This window comes from Legionella nigrisilvae (assembly GCF_977063395.2).
The window spans coordinates 475,314-491,295 of the sequence record NZ_CDRUGZ020000020.1 but is presented as its reverse complement, the minus strand read 5'-3'; the positions used below and the strand labels follow the sequence as shown (position 1 = coordinate 491,295).

Here is a 15,982-nt window from a genome sequence, read left to right as displayed (position 1 = left end):
TTCTAATTTGGAAACATTTGCTTTCTTAAATACGGCATACGTCCCATTTATAATTTAATCAGTGCTTAATGAAATACATTTGATCCACCTTAAATGGCACGATGAGCTTCCTGTTATCTATGAAAAAAATGGGGTCAGGGCTTGAATTTTGCACACCAATGAGGGTCAGGCCTTGAATTTTGAATTAAGGTTTTTATTAGTTTATAGTTGCAATTCAAAATTCAAGGCCTGACCCTGAGGTACTATCATTCTTACGAATATATAGGTCTGAGTTTTTAGATATGATTTCAGCAATATATTGATTTAATTCATGAGGTGAGTAAATGAAAGCAATTGATATTGATTTGGTTTGAGCCTCATAAATTAAATCCTCGCGAGATGGATTCATTATTTTTTACTCCTTAAGAATTAGAGCTTCGTAGCTATATACCTGCAAAACTCACTATAGACATACTGATAATCTTATTTTAATAAATAATATGTCTATGACATGTCAGTTTTGGAATTAACTAATGCAGATTTAATACTCAAAAAATCATGCCGCCCCACTTACATTATAGCCAACTCAAAGCCTTTTTATAGAAAATAATTGGTAAACACCTTCTGTAACATTTACTTATGGAGGTAACTGGTTGATCATATAACTGATGATTTGTTAAGAGCTTTAGCTAATCAATTAGAAATAGAATCAAATCAATCAAGCTATCATAATTGCTTGTCTTGCATGCGCTGCAGAACAGTCTTTGCTTGGGTTCTGATGTTTTTTTGTTTTTCGGCCCCAAACTTATCCCACGTTGCAAACACATAAGCCATACGTTGATTTCCACGCAGTTTGCTTTCATTGCGCGCTAGAAAATCCCAATAAAGCGCATTAAATGGACAGGCCGTGTCACCAGTTATTTCATTGGGGCTGTATCTACATGTTTCGCAATAATTACTCATGCGTTGTATGTATTTTCCACTAGCAGCATAGGGTTTGCTTGCCATGATACCCCCATCACCAAATAATGCCATGCCAAGAGTATTAGGCATTTCCACCCATTCATATGCGTCCGAGTAAACCGCAAGATACCATTCCTGCACTTGGCGAACATCCAGACCTGCAAGCAATGCGAAGTTACCAGTAATCATAAGACGCTGAATATGATGAGAGTATGCATGGTCTCTTGTATGGCGAACTGCTTCGCTGATACACACCATATTTGTTTCTTCACCCCAATAAAAATCGGGTAACGATAATGTTGCATTAAAATAATTAAGATCTGCATAAGCTGGCATATGGTGCCAATAAATACCCCGCACATATTCTCTCCAGCCAAGGATCTGTCGTATAAATCCCTCCACTGCATTGAGCGGTGCTTTGTTTGCATGATATGCCTTTTCTGCTTTCTGGCATATTTCCAACGGTAATAATAAGCCAGCGTTAAGATAGGATGAAATCAGCGAATGGTACAGATAAGGCTCTCCCAACATCATTGCATCCTGATAATCGCCAAAATAGGGAAGTACTTTGTCGATAAAATGTTCCAGTTCCATCAGTGCTTGAGGACGTGTAACGGCATAGTGGAAGGGAGTAAGAGTACCAAAATGATGTGCAAATCGCTTTTCAACCAGTTTTAGAATTTCCTCGGTAATCTCTGATTTTTTATGGGTTAAACGTTTTGGAATAGTCATGCCAGATTGGGGTGGCTTACGGTTTTCTTTGTCATAATTCCACTCACCACCAACTGGTTTGCCATCTGGATCCATCAGTATGTGATATTTTTTACGCATCTCACGGTAGAAAAACTCCATGCGAAACTGCTTTTTATCCGCTGCCCATATACTAAATGCAGTGTGGTTGCATAAAAAGCGATCATCCTCTAAAATCTCAACGGGAATACCCAGCAAGCCTTCCCATTGGGCCATCATCTCAAGTACTCTCCATTCGCCTGGTTCGGTGAGAATGATTTTTTGCGGTTTGAGCTCGTTGGCTGCGCGGGCGATTTCACCATTAAAACTTCCCGTATTAGCCGGATCATCTAATGTAATGTATCGCACTTTAAAACCTTGCTCTTGAAGTGTCTCAGCAAAGTGGCGCATAGCGGTAAATAAAAAAGCAATTTTCTTTGGGTGATGTGGGACATAAGTGGCTTCTGTTATCACCTCACACAAAAAAATAACATCACTGTGTTTATCTGCTCCTTTTAAGCTTGCGAGCGATTCACTAAGCTGGTCAGCAAGAATAAGCCTAAGTATTGACAATTAATTAACCCCATGTAGCGATGACAAAGAATGGCTGAATAGAAGTATCTTACAACAAACCTGCATAAAAAGTTAAAAATCATGCAGCGTTAATCTTGTAGGCACTGAGAATTGAGATTTTTTTCAAAATAAATTTGGGTCATTTTTATAAAAGCTTGAGAAGCTGAGTCAAGTGTTTTATTTTTAGCAGTAATGATCTACCAATTTTGGTCAGCACATATATAGGGTCAGGCCTTGAATTTTGAATTTTATGGTTGTTATTGGCTCATAGGTGCAATGCAAAATTCAAGGCCTGACCCCTATGTGTTACAAAATTCAAGGCCTGACCCCTATGTGTTAGCGCTCCATCAGGATTCATCGCTTTATTGACTGGTTGGTTTACATCTGAAGTAGGTAGACAGCCTTGGGTAGTCTACGGGTTAGTGAAAACTCATGATGTTGTATCACAGGTCTCTCCGAAACAGGTTCTAAATGGATTTATGGTTATTATTATTACATATGGCCTAATTTTTGGTATCGGTTATTTGAGCTTTTTCTTTAGGATGATAAAAAAAGGGCCGGTTATGAAATCAAGAAAATTAGCCAATAACTCAGCACAACAAGAGAGGCATTATGGATAGCCCAACACTTACAGTATATATTCTCATCTTTACACTTTTAATTTATTTAATTCAAGACGGTCGAGCTTTAATGTTATGTGTGTTTGCGCCATTTAATACAAAAAAAACCGCGTAAGTTATTTAACGATATCCTGCCTAGCTGGGATGCAAATCAAACATGGCTTGTTTTTACAATTGCCGGGCTATATGGCGGTTTCCCAATTTTTTTTGGTCAATTAATGAGCCAACATTACTCATTCTTCTTTGTTCTGTTACTGTTGTTGATTTTACGCGGCGCATCTATTGAGTTTTATATCAAAAGCTCCAAATTTAAATATTTTTGGCTATTTTCGTTATCTATATCATCACTTCTGATTCTCGCCTGTCATATTGTTCTCTGCACTATTTTAATTAGTCCTTCTTATTTCTCAATAGTAGCATTATTCGTCATTGCAGCGTTTATTTTATGGTTTAACTTCACTCAAGCCTATTGTTTTTTATTTTTTCTTAATCATTACGACAGATTGAGCCTTGTGCTTGGTCTTTTCCTTACCTCAACAATTTTAATGAATGTGTTTGATGTTTCGGTTTGGCAAAATCATTTAACATCTTTAATCTTCTTATTTGGTGTGGCATTTTTAATAAGCTTTTTAACGCTGTCAATTTTTACTTATTCACCCAGATGGTTTAGTAAAATATTGTTATATTACCTTTTTGTAAGCAATGCATTTTTTATCATACAAAAGCTAATCCCCGACCTAATAATGCTAGATTATGGTGAACTAACAAGTATTACAAAAAATTCATCCTATCTAATGATTAACGCATTTTCAATTGTTCTTCTGCCTCTGGTTGCATTAGGTTTAGCGAAGATGAAAATTGTTTTTTCTAAAAACCATGATGAGATCTCATATTAATTATTTAAATGTGATTCAACAGCTTTTCAGATGGCATCCGCATTAAGTCGCTAATTTATAAAACGATAGGGTAAGAAGGAATAAAATGTTACGGCATTCATTAGAATCACAAATGCCACGATTCATCAAGTGTTTTATTGGTGGCTTTTCTATCAATTATTCCAGGCTGATTGGTTAAAAAAGCGTTTAAAGCCCATCTAATGACTGGAAATGCCAACTGTTCCCAAGGTATTTTGTTCTTCTTAAACAAAAGTACCTCACTACTCTCAACACTACTTTTAAACTCTGGCTTTGACATAGTGGCAGCATAAATAATATGAATTTGATTAATGCCTGTCAAAGAGTAGGTTCCGATAAGATGAGAAATATCTATTTCGACAAAGGCTTCTTCATAAGCCTCTCGCTGGGCACCTTCCTCTAAAGACTCACCATTTTCTAAAAAGCCAGCAGGATAAGTCCATAAACCCAACTGCGGTTCAATAGCACGCTTGCATAATAAAAATTTATCTTCAAACGTTGTCACTGCACCAACAACAATTTTGGGGTTTTCGTAATGAACAGTTTGACAGTAATTACAAACTTTTCTAACCCTTGTGTCATTGTGCGGGGTTGAAAAAACGATTGATTGATGTCCACATTGACTGCAAAATTCGGTGTTTGAATCGTGCTCTTTTATCATTTAAATTCAACCTTACAGTAGCCATTTTTTTTAAACCGATATGTTGCAAAAATTTTATAAACTCGATTCATCAGAGGTTTTAAAACAGGTAAAGATGCTATTTTAGCAAGATAACGCCAGCCTCGTAATTCCTTCCAAACAATAATAAATGCATCGAGGGATGTGTGCATGGTCCCATGTTCGTCTTCAACGTGAAAAAACATTAATCCGTTTCTAAGGCTAAATCCTCTTTGAGTTAAAGGATTTGAATCTAAAGTAATATCGCACCATGTAAATTTATCAGAAGGTGCAATTTTTTTATAGTAAGCAATCTCTTTACTGCATAGACTGCATTTACCATCATAAAAAACGGTTATCAAAAAATTTCTTCTTATATTCTAGTTGTATAAATCCTATTATAGCAAACTGCTCCTTGGGGGTTAAAAAATAATTTAACTGGGATTGTGACATTGCATAAAACTAACCACTAGCCTATTATTACAGCGGCATGTTATTAAAATTGTTTTTAATTATAAGGATAGTAAAATGAACTCTTTTAGAAAGTTATTTTTAGTGGCTATGGTTTCCTTATTTAGCTTGGTGGCAAATGCAGGTACTACTGTAGTTGACATCGCCGTGGGCAATAAGGACTTTTCAACTCTTGTTTCTTTATTGAAGAAAGCTGATTTAGTTAAAGCTTTAGAAGGCGCTGGTCCTTTTACAGTTTTTGCTCCAACTAATGAGGCATTTGCAGCCGTTCCTAAGGCCGATCTAGACGCACTTTTAGCTGATCCCGAAAAATTAAAGGCTGTATTGCTCTATCATGTGGTTAGTGGAGACATTACCTCTGATAAAATTAAACCAGGTATGGTTAAAACACTTAGTGGGCAGGATGTCGATATTACTGTTAAAGATGGGAAAGTATATGTAAATAATGCTGAAGTTGTAAAAGCGGATGTTAAGGCTTCAAACGGTGTTATTCATGTTGTTAATCAAGTATTGCTGCCCAAAGAGTAACTCCTGAAAGACGGCGCTCATTTAGGAGCGCCATTTTGATACAAGACTTAGCTTATATTGACTTGATTTTTCGCCAAACAACTATACATGACGCCTAAGTTACTCTTTTAATCAGAGTTATTTGCAATGCTTTGTTGGTAAGCGCTCAATAAAATGACCTGGTTAGGAATGCAAGCGATCTATTGATCCGCTTAAACTTCAGTGAACAATCAAGTGCGGTGGGCTACGCTACAAAGCTGTTTGACAATCAGAAAATAAGCTGTCAAATTTAACTTCGATAAAAAACAGAGGCATGAATCCAATGGAACTTTCCTTAGAAAAAATTTTAAATAATGAGCCGTTCAGCCTGAGCTTCCTTAAAATCTTGTTAGAAAATAGTTACGACTCAATCATAATAACCGATTGTACAGAAGATACATTGATCATTTATGCGAATAAAGCATTCAGCAGACTAACTGGATATGAATCTTCGGAAGTAATAGGAAAATCGCCAAAAATATTGCAAGGTTCAGATACCGATAGGAACGTTATTGCTGATTTAACTGATTCCTTAAAAAATAATTCTCCCTTCGAAGGTCAGGCAATTAATTATAGAAAAGATGGCACTTCTTTCATCATGAACTGGCGTGTACTGCCTTTGAAGATAGATAACCAAACAAAAGCTTGGATTGCCATACAGCGAGAAATAGGCTCTTCTGATGGCGTTGTTGTATAAATGGGTTTGGTAACTATTTTGGCATGGTTCAAAAACCAAATATTTTAGTGAACACTAAGCGTGAAAAATACTGCCCGAACGAGTTAGACTTCGGGCTTTAACTTGGCTAGGCAGCTTGAAGGAGTCCCCAAAGAATTCATTTTGTTAAGTACACTGCAACCAATCATGGCCTCTTATTTTTGTCTTTCAAAATCTCTGGTATGCATCGTATTGCCAGTATTTTTTGATAAAGCATTGCAATCTCAGATGGATTTCTCTTTCCACATTGCCTTTGTTCTTTGGAAACTTCTTTGGCATAATCAACTATTGAAATTCACAGGTCACGCATCCATAATTTTTCTTCCTAATGCATTAAACAAGCTACTCTCCATTCAATCCTAGGCACAGCGAGGAGAATGATGCGCTAGAAATATTTTAGTTTTAAACGAGATGATTTGAACGCGTATTTTTTTTTTGTCTGTTATCAAAGGATTTAATTTATGAAATTATCTATTGCCATAGTGGGCGCAGGTTTATCAGGATTAACAATTGCAAATGTTATTGGCGACCATGCTGAAGTTACTGTTTTTGAGAAAGCCAGGGGCGTTGGTGGGCGCATGTCTACCCGATACGCCGACGAATTTTATTTTGATAATGGTGCACAGTTTTTCACTGTACGCAACAAACATTTTAAACAATTTCTCGCTCCGCATTTTTCTTCTGGTTTGGTACAAGAATGGCAAGGGAAAGTTGTAACTTTTGAAAAGGGCAAGAAGATGACTGACCGGATATGGTTCGAGCCGCACTATGTCGTCACGCCTGGAATGAACAATCTTTGTAAAAAACTGGCTGAAGATATAAAGATTAATCTTAATTGTGATATTGCGCCTCTTGGTGAAAAAAGTAAGCAAGGCTGGGAGTTGTTCGATAAAAATGGAAGTGGATTGGGTTACTATGATTGGGTTATTTCAACAGCACCACCTGTGCAAACGATACATCTTTTTGATAAATTTTTGCCTCAGGACTCGATCTTAAACCAGAGTAAATTTTTGGCTTGTTATTCTCTCATGTTTGGATTTCATAAAAAATGGGGGCATTCATGGATGGCTGCAAATATTTTGAATAGTCCTTTGGAATGGATCGCCGTTAACTCCACTAAGCCAGGGCGCAACCACAATCTAACAACATTGGTTGTGCATTCCAGTAATAGGTGGGCACAAGCGCATGTAGATGATGATTTGGACAAAACAGAGTGTTTTTTACGTGATGAACTGCAGCAAATTTTAAAATTTGATATAAGCGATCCGGACTATTTTTCCTTGCATCGATGGCGCTATGCTTTGCTGGATAAGCTAAATGGTGACAAAACAAAAAATGAATCTTATTTTGATAAGGTCTTACAATTGGCATCTGTCGGTGATTGGTGCAGCAGGTCACGCATAGAAGATACGTGGCTTAATGCACATGAGCTGGCCCTTAGAATAGTTTGCAATTTAACTAAATAAATTTGAGAGCATTAAAGCCCGTGTCACAAAAATTATATAGACGTTAGTTTCATGGCTCTTCAAGATAACTCTATATCAACTGAACCCATGATGGGTATATGAAATATCATGAGTAGCACGCCGTAATGAAAAGCAGCAAAATAACAACTATCGTCGCGTTAAGACGCAAGTGAAAAAACCATAATGGAATAACTTTGTTGCGATAAAGTTCCAGATCAAGGATAAGCAGATACACCAATGGGGTCAGGCCTTGAACACCAATGGGGTCAGGCCTTGAATTTTGAATTTAAAGATATTTATTAATCTTTTAGTTTCAATTCAAAACTCAAGGCCTGACCCTACTTATTTTGTGCAGAATAGGATAAACCTGTGGTAAATCCCCCTGAGTTAGTTATCAATTATTAAGATCAACCAAATCTTTCTCTTTTAAAATTACCAATGGTATTAAAAAAAGACATAGGAACACTATATTTAGAACAATATTCATCACCAATCCGGATGCATATGAGCCCAATGAATCAGTAAGGAACCAAATTATTAAAGCTGACAACATAATCTTACGTATAGACTCATTAAATATTTTTGGATGAGAAAGGCAAAACATCATCCAGCCCCAACCAATCATGACACCTCCAAGGACGGCATTTAATGCTCGGGATGTTGAATCAAAGTCGATGTTTGAGGCATATGAGTTTAAGAGATTAAAAAGTTCTCTCCAAAAAAAGTCAGTCGTAGGGTAACTTGCAAGTAAGCTTGTTATACCAGTCATTATGGTAAAGATGCATGCTAATCTAAGCCAAAGAAGGTAAAAATTCATAGTGAAGTTGTCGATAAGTTGGTTATTTAAAATTAATTATAGTAGGAACTTGAAGCCAACAGCCATGTGGGTATATTTATTTATATTGTTTTTAAAGGATTAGGTGTCCCAAAACCCAATGTTTTTGCACATTAAATCGATTAATTAGACACGGATGTCTATTAACTCTTAAAAAGTGAAATTGTAGATCTTGCAATGTCAACAAATCCATCTCTCTAATTTATGAATTAGAAGATAACTGTTAATTTGGTATAATTAAATTTCAAACTGATTTATTGCTTCATCACGTTTCTTTAAATGCTCCTGAAGTAACTCTCCTTCTCCAGGTGAAATGGAATTATGGATAAGAAACTATTACCAAGACATGCTGCTGGCTCATTTGAATTAGAGGGGGTACTGGGGGTATTACAGGAATGTGTTCCTGTAATGATTTCTTGGAGATGTACAAGGTTGATAAGACCTATCGTGTTCAATCTCCCGAGAGTATTGACCCTGAACAGACAAATCCCAATGCAATGTGGGTTATCATGCCTATAAGTGATGTAGGCTCGCAGAGTCCAATAGTTTCACGCATTCTTTTACAAGGAAGTGAAATTCTTAAAGCAGCTTGGTTTGAAAAAGAGATTGATAAGGATGGAGTTATATCTTTGCTGCATTCTTGCAAGGAAGATCTTTTGGTTTGTGATCAAATTGCTAAAAGGGTAAGGGCCGAAGTAAATAAAATAACATTAAAGCTACAAACTCAAGGCGTAACTTCTGAAAAAGGTCGTGCTCTTAATCCATTTCCTCACGTGCAAAATTTAACAAGCGAGTGTGATAGCTTTTTAATAAAAGCGAAACGAGTTGTAAAGCATATATGTACGTTACCTTTTATTTTTTTGAACTTTCAAGAGAAGATAATAATTTCGACCATCTTATTGTTTCACTATCATCCGTGCTTGATAACGACTCTGTTTTCTTAAAAGAGTTTATTCTTCCAAACGCTCCTTATATTAGGCGAATCATCGAGTTACGAAATTTTCAAGAACATCCAAAAAAACACAAAAAAACAATAATTGAAAATTTCAGGTTGACTCCAAATAATAAAACTATTGTAGTTCCGCAATGGAATATAACAGGGGAAGAACCATATCCAATAACAGAGGAAATGGAGGCAATTGTAAATTCTTTACTGGAAGTGGCTGAAATAATGTTTATCAATGTCGTAATCCATAACATTAAGAAAGAAATTCCTTTTGTGATTGAGAGAATACCGGATGCTGATATAAATCTGGACGCTCCAATAAAATTTAGACTTTCGATTGATATAAATAAGATTTCCTTGCCCAAATAGGTACTTTTTTGATAGTCAAATTTTTTCGCTTATTCATTGATCTTGATTAATTGTTCGTAAATCTAAAAATAACCTAACTTAGAAATAACTACATATATAGGGTCACATATATAGGGTCACACATATATAGGGTCACACATATATAGGGTCACACATATATAGGGTCACACATATATAGGGTCACACATATATAGGGTCAGGCCTTGAATTTTGAATTTTATGGTTGTTATTGGCTCATAGGTGCAATGCAAAATTCAAGGCCTGACCCCTATGTGATCGGGAGTTTACGCGATGAGTAGGTAGCCTATTGAAATATAGGATTTTTTTTTTTCTATATGCTATTTTAAACGTTTATCAAAACCCCAAAAGGAAAAGAATAATGATTAGATTAAGGACGACTCTTATTGCCGTTTTGGCTGTGGCAAGTGCGCCAATAATAGCAAGTCCCCAACCCTTTGCTCAGGAAAAAGTCAAAACAAACCGTTACTGGTTCCCTAAAAAATTAGATTTAAGCCCCTTGCGGCAGCACAATGCCACTTCTAACCCGATGGGGGAACAATTTAATTATGCTGAAGCGTTCAATACACTAGACCTGCAGGAGGTTAAAAAAGACTTAGCCAATATGATGACCACTTCTCAAGAGTGGTGGCCAGCCGACTATGGTAATTATGGCCCGTTAATTATCCGCATGGCCTGGCACAGTGCTGGAACCTATCGCATCTATGATGGTCGGGGCGGAGCCGGCGGCGGCCAGCAACGATTTGCTCCGTTAAACAGTTGGCCGGATAATGCAAACTTGGATAAAGCTCGGCGGCTTTTGTGGCCTATTAAGCAAAAATATGGAGCTAAAATATCATGGGCGGATTTAATGATATTAGCGGGTAACGTCGCTATGGAGCAAATGGGGTTCAAAACACTAGGCTTTGCCGGTGGGCGCATTGACGATTGGGAACCTGAATTGGTCAATTGGGGTGTTGAAGGTAAATGGCTGGCCAGCAATCGAGAAACGAAAGACGGTAAACTGCAAGAACCATTTGCAGCAACGGTCATGGGACTTATCTATGTTAATCCTGAAGGCCCTAATGGCAAGCCAGACCCAGTCGCTGCTGCAAAAAATATCCGCATTACTTTTGGGCGTATGGCAATGAATGATGAAGAAACGGTTGCACTCATTGCCGGGGGGCACGCATTTGGAAAAGTTCATGGTGCTGCACCTGGTGCTAAACACGTTGGACCAGCCCCTGAAAACGCTCCTATTCAAGCACAACAATTTGGCTGGAAAAACTCATACAAAACTGGGAAAGGCCCGGATACAATCACCAGTGGCTTAGAAGGGGCTTGGACCGTGACCCCTGATAAATGGAGCCATAATTATTTACAAAATCTCTTCACTTTTAACTGGGTTCAAACTAAAAGCCCAGGCGGGCTAACCCAATGGAAGCCTGATAATAAAGCAGCTGAAAACTTAGTTCCCGATGCTTTTGATCCGAACAAAAGACATGCGCCCATGATGTTGACTACGGATCTGGCGTTAAAATTTGATCCGAAGTATAAGAAAATTGCTGAGCGCTTTAAAGATAATCCAAAAGAATTTGACGAAGCCTTTGCAAAAGCCTGGTTTAAGTTAACTCACCGCGATATGGGGCCTCGCTCCCGCTATCTTGGTTCTGAAGTGCCTAAAGAAATCTTTATCTGGCAAGACCCAGTGCCACCAGTGGATTATACTTTAGTGGATAGTAACGACGTCAAGGCGCTTAAAGTAGAAATCATGAAAACCGGTCTGACCATCCCTGAGCTAGTAAGAACGGCATGGGCATCGGCTTCCACCTTCCGAGGGACAGATATGCGCGGAGGGGCAAATGGTGCAAGACTTCGCTTAGAACCGCAAAAAAATTGGGCGGTTAACAATCCACAAGAGCTTGCAAAAGTGCTCTCAAAGCTGGAGGAAGTGCAGCAAAACTTCAACAAAGCACAAACCAATAATAAAAAAATATCTTTAGCCGACCTCATTGTCCTTGGTGGTGCGGTGGCAATTGAACAAGCAGCCAAAGACTCCGATCAAACCCTGGTTGTACCTTTTTATCCCGGCAGAACGGATGCTAGTCAGGAGCAAACCGATGTAGAGTCTTTTACCTGGTTAAAACCAGAAGCGGATGGCTTCCGTAACTATTACACCAGCGAAACCAAAACTTCACCAGAGGAAATGCTGGTTGACAAAGCCAGCATGCTCAATCTGACCATACCTGAAATGACTGTGTTGGTTGGGGGCATGCGCGTACTCAATGCAAACTACGATCAGTCAGAGTATGGAGTATTGACCAAGAAACCTGGCACTTTGAGCAATGATTTTTTTGTGAATTTATTGGATATGTCAACGGTATGGAAGCCCTCATCCTCCAAAGGCCAATTCGAAGGTCACGACCGCAAAACGGATAAGGTCAAATGGAAAGCTACCGCTGTGGATCTGGTTTTTGGCTCAGACTCAGAACTCAGAGCCGTTGCTGAAGTCTACGCGACTCAGGACAGTCAGAAAAAATTCCTCAAAGACTTTGTAAAGGCTTGGTCTAAAGTCATGACCTTAGATCGATATGATCTAAAAAACAAAGGCTAGTCACTGCATATATAGGGTCAGGCCTTGAGTTTTGAATTTTATGGTTTTTATTGGCTCATAGGTGCAATGCAAAATTCAAGGCCTGACCCCTATGTGGTAATACTATGTGGTATATAAAAAGTCAAAAAGCCTAGACCTAACCCCTATGTGTGACCCCCTATGTGGTAATATAACGAAATAAAATCGATAATTGTGACACTGTAAATACTAGGTAACTCAAATCTTTGCACCCACATAACTTTATTCGATGAGGTTAACTTATTCAATAAACGTATGTAAATTACCCCGATTTATTAGAGTTGTTGATTTTCCTGTGGGTGACGGAGTAGGGTAGTGAGTAAATAACCCCCCCCTTTTTTATTCGAAGGATGAGGACAAAGGAATGTCCCAAAATAATGTTTTTAAGTCATTATGAATTTGACGATATATAATTAAGAATGAACCTACATGGTCTTTGCGCTGGAGCCACCTTAACTTAAAGGTTACAGATGGAAAATGTTCGTAGATTTAAATTTTCAATAAGTTCGCAGCATTTAAGTAACTTATTTTCATTTTATCTTCATCGTTCAATTGTACTGAATCCAACCATTTACTTGCTTTCAAATTATCTTCATAAGGATAGTCAACTGAAAACATTATTCTATCTGTACTCACGGTAGAAATTGCATGCATCAAAGAAGGAGTATCAAAAAAACCGCTTGTTGTTAGGAAGATATTAGTATTGAGATACTCTGTAATTGTTTTTTTACATTCAATTTTTTCACGCCAACCTTCTTCCTTTAGTCGATGATCAAGTCGCCAAGCCCAAAATGCAAGCATTTCCCCCATGTGACCAATGATAATTTTAAGGTTAGGATACCTATCGAAAAGTCCTGATAGCATTAAGCGCAAAACATGTTCAGCTGTTTCAATATGAAATCCCCATGCTGAGCCATGTAATGCTGCGTAAGGTGAATATGTAGCTATTCTTTCTTCAGGGATTCCTCTAGGGTGTATATAAACTGGAATGTTATTGCTATGAATGTATCCCCAAAACTCATCAAAAGCTTTTTCATCAAGATATTTTGCCGGTGTATAGTTACTACTATCATAACCATTTATAAGGCAACCAACGATTTCTTTAGCACCTTGAATGCGTTCAAGTTCTTTGATTGCAAGTTCTGGTGCATAAGTAGGTAGGCATGCAAAGGCGCGAAATCTATCAGGGGATTTATTAACGCAGTCTATTAAATAATCATTCCACTTTTGGGCGCAAGATTCTAATTGCGCTGCTATCGCTAATGATTGTAATCCTGGAGTGGTTACAGAAAGCACTGAGAGGGCAATTCCAGCTTCATCCATACTCTCAATTCTTAGTTCATGAATATCTTTTAAACGAGCTAAGTTTTGACTAAATTCGAAATGGCTTTTGTGTTCTAAAATTAAATCTCGGCCTGGGACAACAATCGCCTCCTCTAAAGCAATCTTTTTCATTTTTAATCTCTTCCCTTGAGGATATAAAAATAAGTTTAGCCTAATTTAGGAGTACAATTAACAATTTTTATAGCGCTTTGTGTGTTCCCAGCAAATGCTCTGATGAATTTGCTGATATTTACGTTATTATTTATGCTTTTAAATTAATAATTAATTTCCGGGTAAACATCAGGATCGGACGCTGGGCTTACTGCCTAGCCTATGCTTACCAAAACAAAAAAACATTAATTGCTAAACCGGTATAGGAACAAAATAATCATCAGATATCGGGGCTAAAGTTATCTACCTTCTGATTCTCCGGTAATTTCTCAAGTATTTGATTAAACAGCTCCAGGTGTTTCTTAATCACATTTTTATAAAGCCTGGAAGTAGTCAATGCGCCAATATCAGTCTCAGTTAATTTCATTTCTTTTGGTCTGTCTTCAAGCTTATCTTGCATATCTAAAGCATAAATCAGTTTATTTACTGCTGCTATTTTTTGTTCAGCACTATAGCCAAATTTAAGCGTAATTATCTTTGTACGATGATGAGCTGCAAAATCGTGACTCCCTGCTTCGGACATGCGCTTAAAAACATAATCTTGCAAATCTGCTTTAAATTTTTCCTTTGCCTGGCTAGAAATAGAGGGTCGATCGGTTTGGGGTAGGGATGTCTGAGGTGGGCCTTCTGTCTGAGATGCGTTTACTCTGGCCTCTACAGCAAGCTCTTGAGAATCGTTTAGGTGGACATTAGTATCTTCCTGTTCTTTTTTCTGTTTCTTTCCAGTGGTTGAATCCTGCTCAACTCTTTCTTCTTTAGGTGAATGCACTTTATCTAGTAATCTTTTTGCAGCGTAAGCAAGATAGATGTTATAACTGGTCTCATCGTTATCAATAAACAACATTGCGTCCCGTTTTTCACAAGCCTCGTCACAACCTCGCAACCATTTCTCACTAAAAGCATCAAATTTATCAATTAGATTCTGATTGAGTTCAGCGGTCTTACGATCCCCTAACAAACGCGCTCTTATTCTTGATTCCAGCAATAATTGTTGCAGATCATGAGGGGTTGGTTGATCTGAGGAAATCTCCATTTTTCTTCCCATAAGCATTTGGTAAAATTTTATAAATTTATCATTTTGTGAGTATTGCATAATATTGGGTGGCGGAATAAAAACATAATTTAGCTTATTGTTTTCATCATAAAGCGGAATTCTTAAACTGTCTTCAAAGAGTGCTTTACCATTACCCTGCAATAATTTTTTGAGATATAAAACACAAAGGGCACCGGAATGGCTTTGATCCACCTGCTGTTGAGGGGGGCGGCCCTTATCAGAGAGCAAGTCTGCTCTAGGAGAGAAAAAGGTAGCCGCGTTTAATCCTTTATCTGTATGATCTAATATTTCCTTTGGAAGTTTGTCGAACCCCCATTCTACTGGTTTAATAATTTCATGTTTGGTAATTATAACGGCTTCAAAATGTACATTGCTCCTTTGGCTACGCACATTGTTTGTAAATACATATCCAACCATCTCATCTTCACCAAGGGACTTTTGGATATCGAGCATTTCATCGATTGCTTGCTCTTTTGTTAAGCAACAAGTGTGCATTTTAGAGGCAAAGTCTGATCTTAAACGTTTTATTCTTCCTTCTAATTTGGCTTTAGCTTGAGCAGATAAATTTGTTTGGCAAAAATTCTCAATCTCAAGTATTTGTTCTGATTTTAGATCTTCCTTTAATCTGTTATTTTCCAGAAATCCTTTAGATTTCAGAAAACTATAAAGCTCATTTAGCTCTTTAGTTAAAAGGTGTGCATGTGACTTTGACTTATCAGAATCACTGAATTCGCATATTTTTAAAAAATTATAGTATGGAAACGTTTTAGCGGTAACTGCATCAAGTTGAGCAGCAAAACCCTTGATATTAGCTTGTAGGACAGGCGTATTAAAATCTCCATTTCTTATCAAACGGATCCCAAGTTTGTTTCTATAATAAGCAAAAATCTCCCCCAGCTTTACATAATCAAGGGAGGTTTCATGCGCATCAAAACTCGGGATTGCTCCAATTGGCGAAGCCTGGAATTGTGCCTTTCGTTTAGATTTTTCTCTCATGATAACTCCGTGGAAAGAAATACTT

General features: G+C 37.6%; 11 protein-coding genes and 2 pseudogenes. 8 read left to right on the top strand and 5 right to left on the bottom strand.

The window, feature by feature from the left end; genetic code table 11:
• Positions 1-705 precede the first annotated feature (705 nt).
• Entirely contained in the window at positions 706-2,244 is a 1,539-nt protein-coding gene (locus ACWTE2_RS10815) for a cryptochrome/photolyase family protein (protein ID WP_454785380.1), read from the bottom strand.
• 344 nt (positions 2,245-2,588) lie between these two features.
• On the opposite strand from ACWTE2_RS10815, the pseudogene ACWTE2_RS10810 reads away from it, so the two are divergent.
• Together ACWTE2_RS10810 and ACWTE2_RS10805 are read left to right on the top strand one after the other, a co-directional pair.
• A pseudogene (locus tag ACWTE2_RS10810) lies at positions 2,589-2,864 on the top strand (cytochrome ubiquinol oxidase subunit I); the annotation flags it as partial.
• Between the two features lie 77 nt (positions 2,865-2,941).
• The gene (locus ACWTE2_RS10805) at positions 2,942-3,760 is read left to right on the top strand and encodes a cytochrome d ubiquinol oxidase subunit II (protein ID WP_454785379.1); all 819 of its coding nucleotides are present in this window, start codon (positions 2,942-2,944) and stop codon (positions 3,758-3,760) included.
• A gap of 319 nt (positions 3,761-4,079) precedes the next feature.
• Here the strand turns inward: ACWTE2_RS10805 and ACWTE2_RS10800 are convergent.
• Both ACWTE2_RS10800 and ACWTE2_RS10795 read right to left on the bottom strand, forming a co-directional pair.
• Positions 4,080-4,439, bottom strand: a pseudogene (locus tag ACWTE2_RS10800) (NUDIX domain-containing protein); the annotation flags it as partial.
• Positions 4,436-4,798, bottom strand: coding sequence for a thiol-disulfide oxidoreductase DCC family protein (locus tag ACWTE2_RS10795; protein WP_454785378.1), 363 nt, complete (start codon positions 4,796-4,798; stop codon positions 4,436-4,438). The pseudogene ACWTE2_RS10800 and the gene ACWTE2_RS10795, both read right to left, overlap by 4 nt.
• A 166-nt stretch (positions 4,799-4,964) precedes the next feature.
• Between ACWTE2_RS10795 and ACWTE2_RS10790 the strand changes: the two genes are divergently transcribed.
• From ACWTE2_RS10790 to katG, 6 genes are all read left to right on the top strand, one after another.
• Positions 4,965-5,435 (top strand): fasciclin domain-containing protein, encoded by a 471-nt coding sequence (locus ACWTE2_RS10790; protein WP_454785377.1) that lies wholly within the window; start codon positions 4,965-4,967, stop codon positions 5,433-5,435.
• A gap of 292 nt (positions 5,436-5,727) precedes the next feature.
• Complete coding sequence (locus ACWTE2_RS10785; protein WP_454785376.1) at positions 5,728-6,150, top strand: PAS domain-containing protein; 423 nt, start codon at positions 5,728-5,730, stop codon at positions 6,148-6,150.
• Between the two features lie 479 nt (positions 6,151-6,629).
• Positions 6,630-7,634, top strand: a complete 1,005-nt coding sequence (locus ACWTE2_RS10780; RefSeq protein ID WP_454785375.1) for an NAD(P)/FAD-dependent oxidoreductase — start codon at positions 6,630-6,632, stop codon at positions 7,632-7,634.
• A 1,344-nt stretch (positions 7,635-8,978) separates the two neighbouring features.
• The gene (locus ACWTE2_RS10775) at positions 8,979-9,413 is read left to right on the top strand and encodes a hypothetical protein (protein ID WP_454785374.1); all 435 of its coding nucleotides are present in this window, start codon (positions 8,979-8,981) and stop codon (positions 9,411-9,413) included.
• Entirely contained in the window at positions 9,386-9,784 is a 399-nt protein-coding gene (locus tag ACWTE2_RS10770; RefSeq protein WP_454785373.1) for a hypothetical protein, read from the top strand. Before ACWTE2_RS10775 ends, ACWTE2_RS10770 begins: the two co-directional genes overlap by 28 nt.
• 379 nt (positions 9,785-10,163) lie before the next feature.
• Positions 10,164-12,395 (top strand): catalase/peroxidase HPI, encoded by a 2,232-nt coding sequence (katG, locus tag ACWTE2_RS10765; RefSeq protein ID WP_454785372.1) that lies wholly within the window; start codon positions 10,164-10,166, stop codon positions 12,393-12,395.
• Positions 12,396-12,902: 507 nt separating this feature from the next.
• Here katG and ACWTE2_RS10760 read toward each other — a convergent pair.
• Both ACWTE2_RS10760 and ACWTE2_RS10755 read right to left on the bottom strand, forming a co-directional pair.
• Positions 12,903-13,868, bottom strand: a complete 966-nt coding sequence (locus tag ACWTE2_RS10760; RefSeq protein WP_454785371.1) for an amidohydrolase family protein — start codon at positions 13,866-13,868, stop codon at positions 12,903-12,905.
• A gap of 259 nt (positions 13,869-14,127) precedes the next feature.
• On the bottom strand, positions 14,128-15,957 hold the full coding sequence (locus ACWTE2_RS10755; RefSeq protein ID WP_454785370.1) for a hypothetical protein: 1,830 nt from the start codon (positions 15,955-15,957) through the stop codon (positions 14,128-14,130).
• Positions 15,958-15,982: the final 25 nt, after the last annotated feature.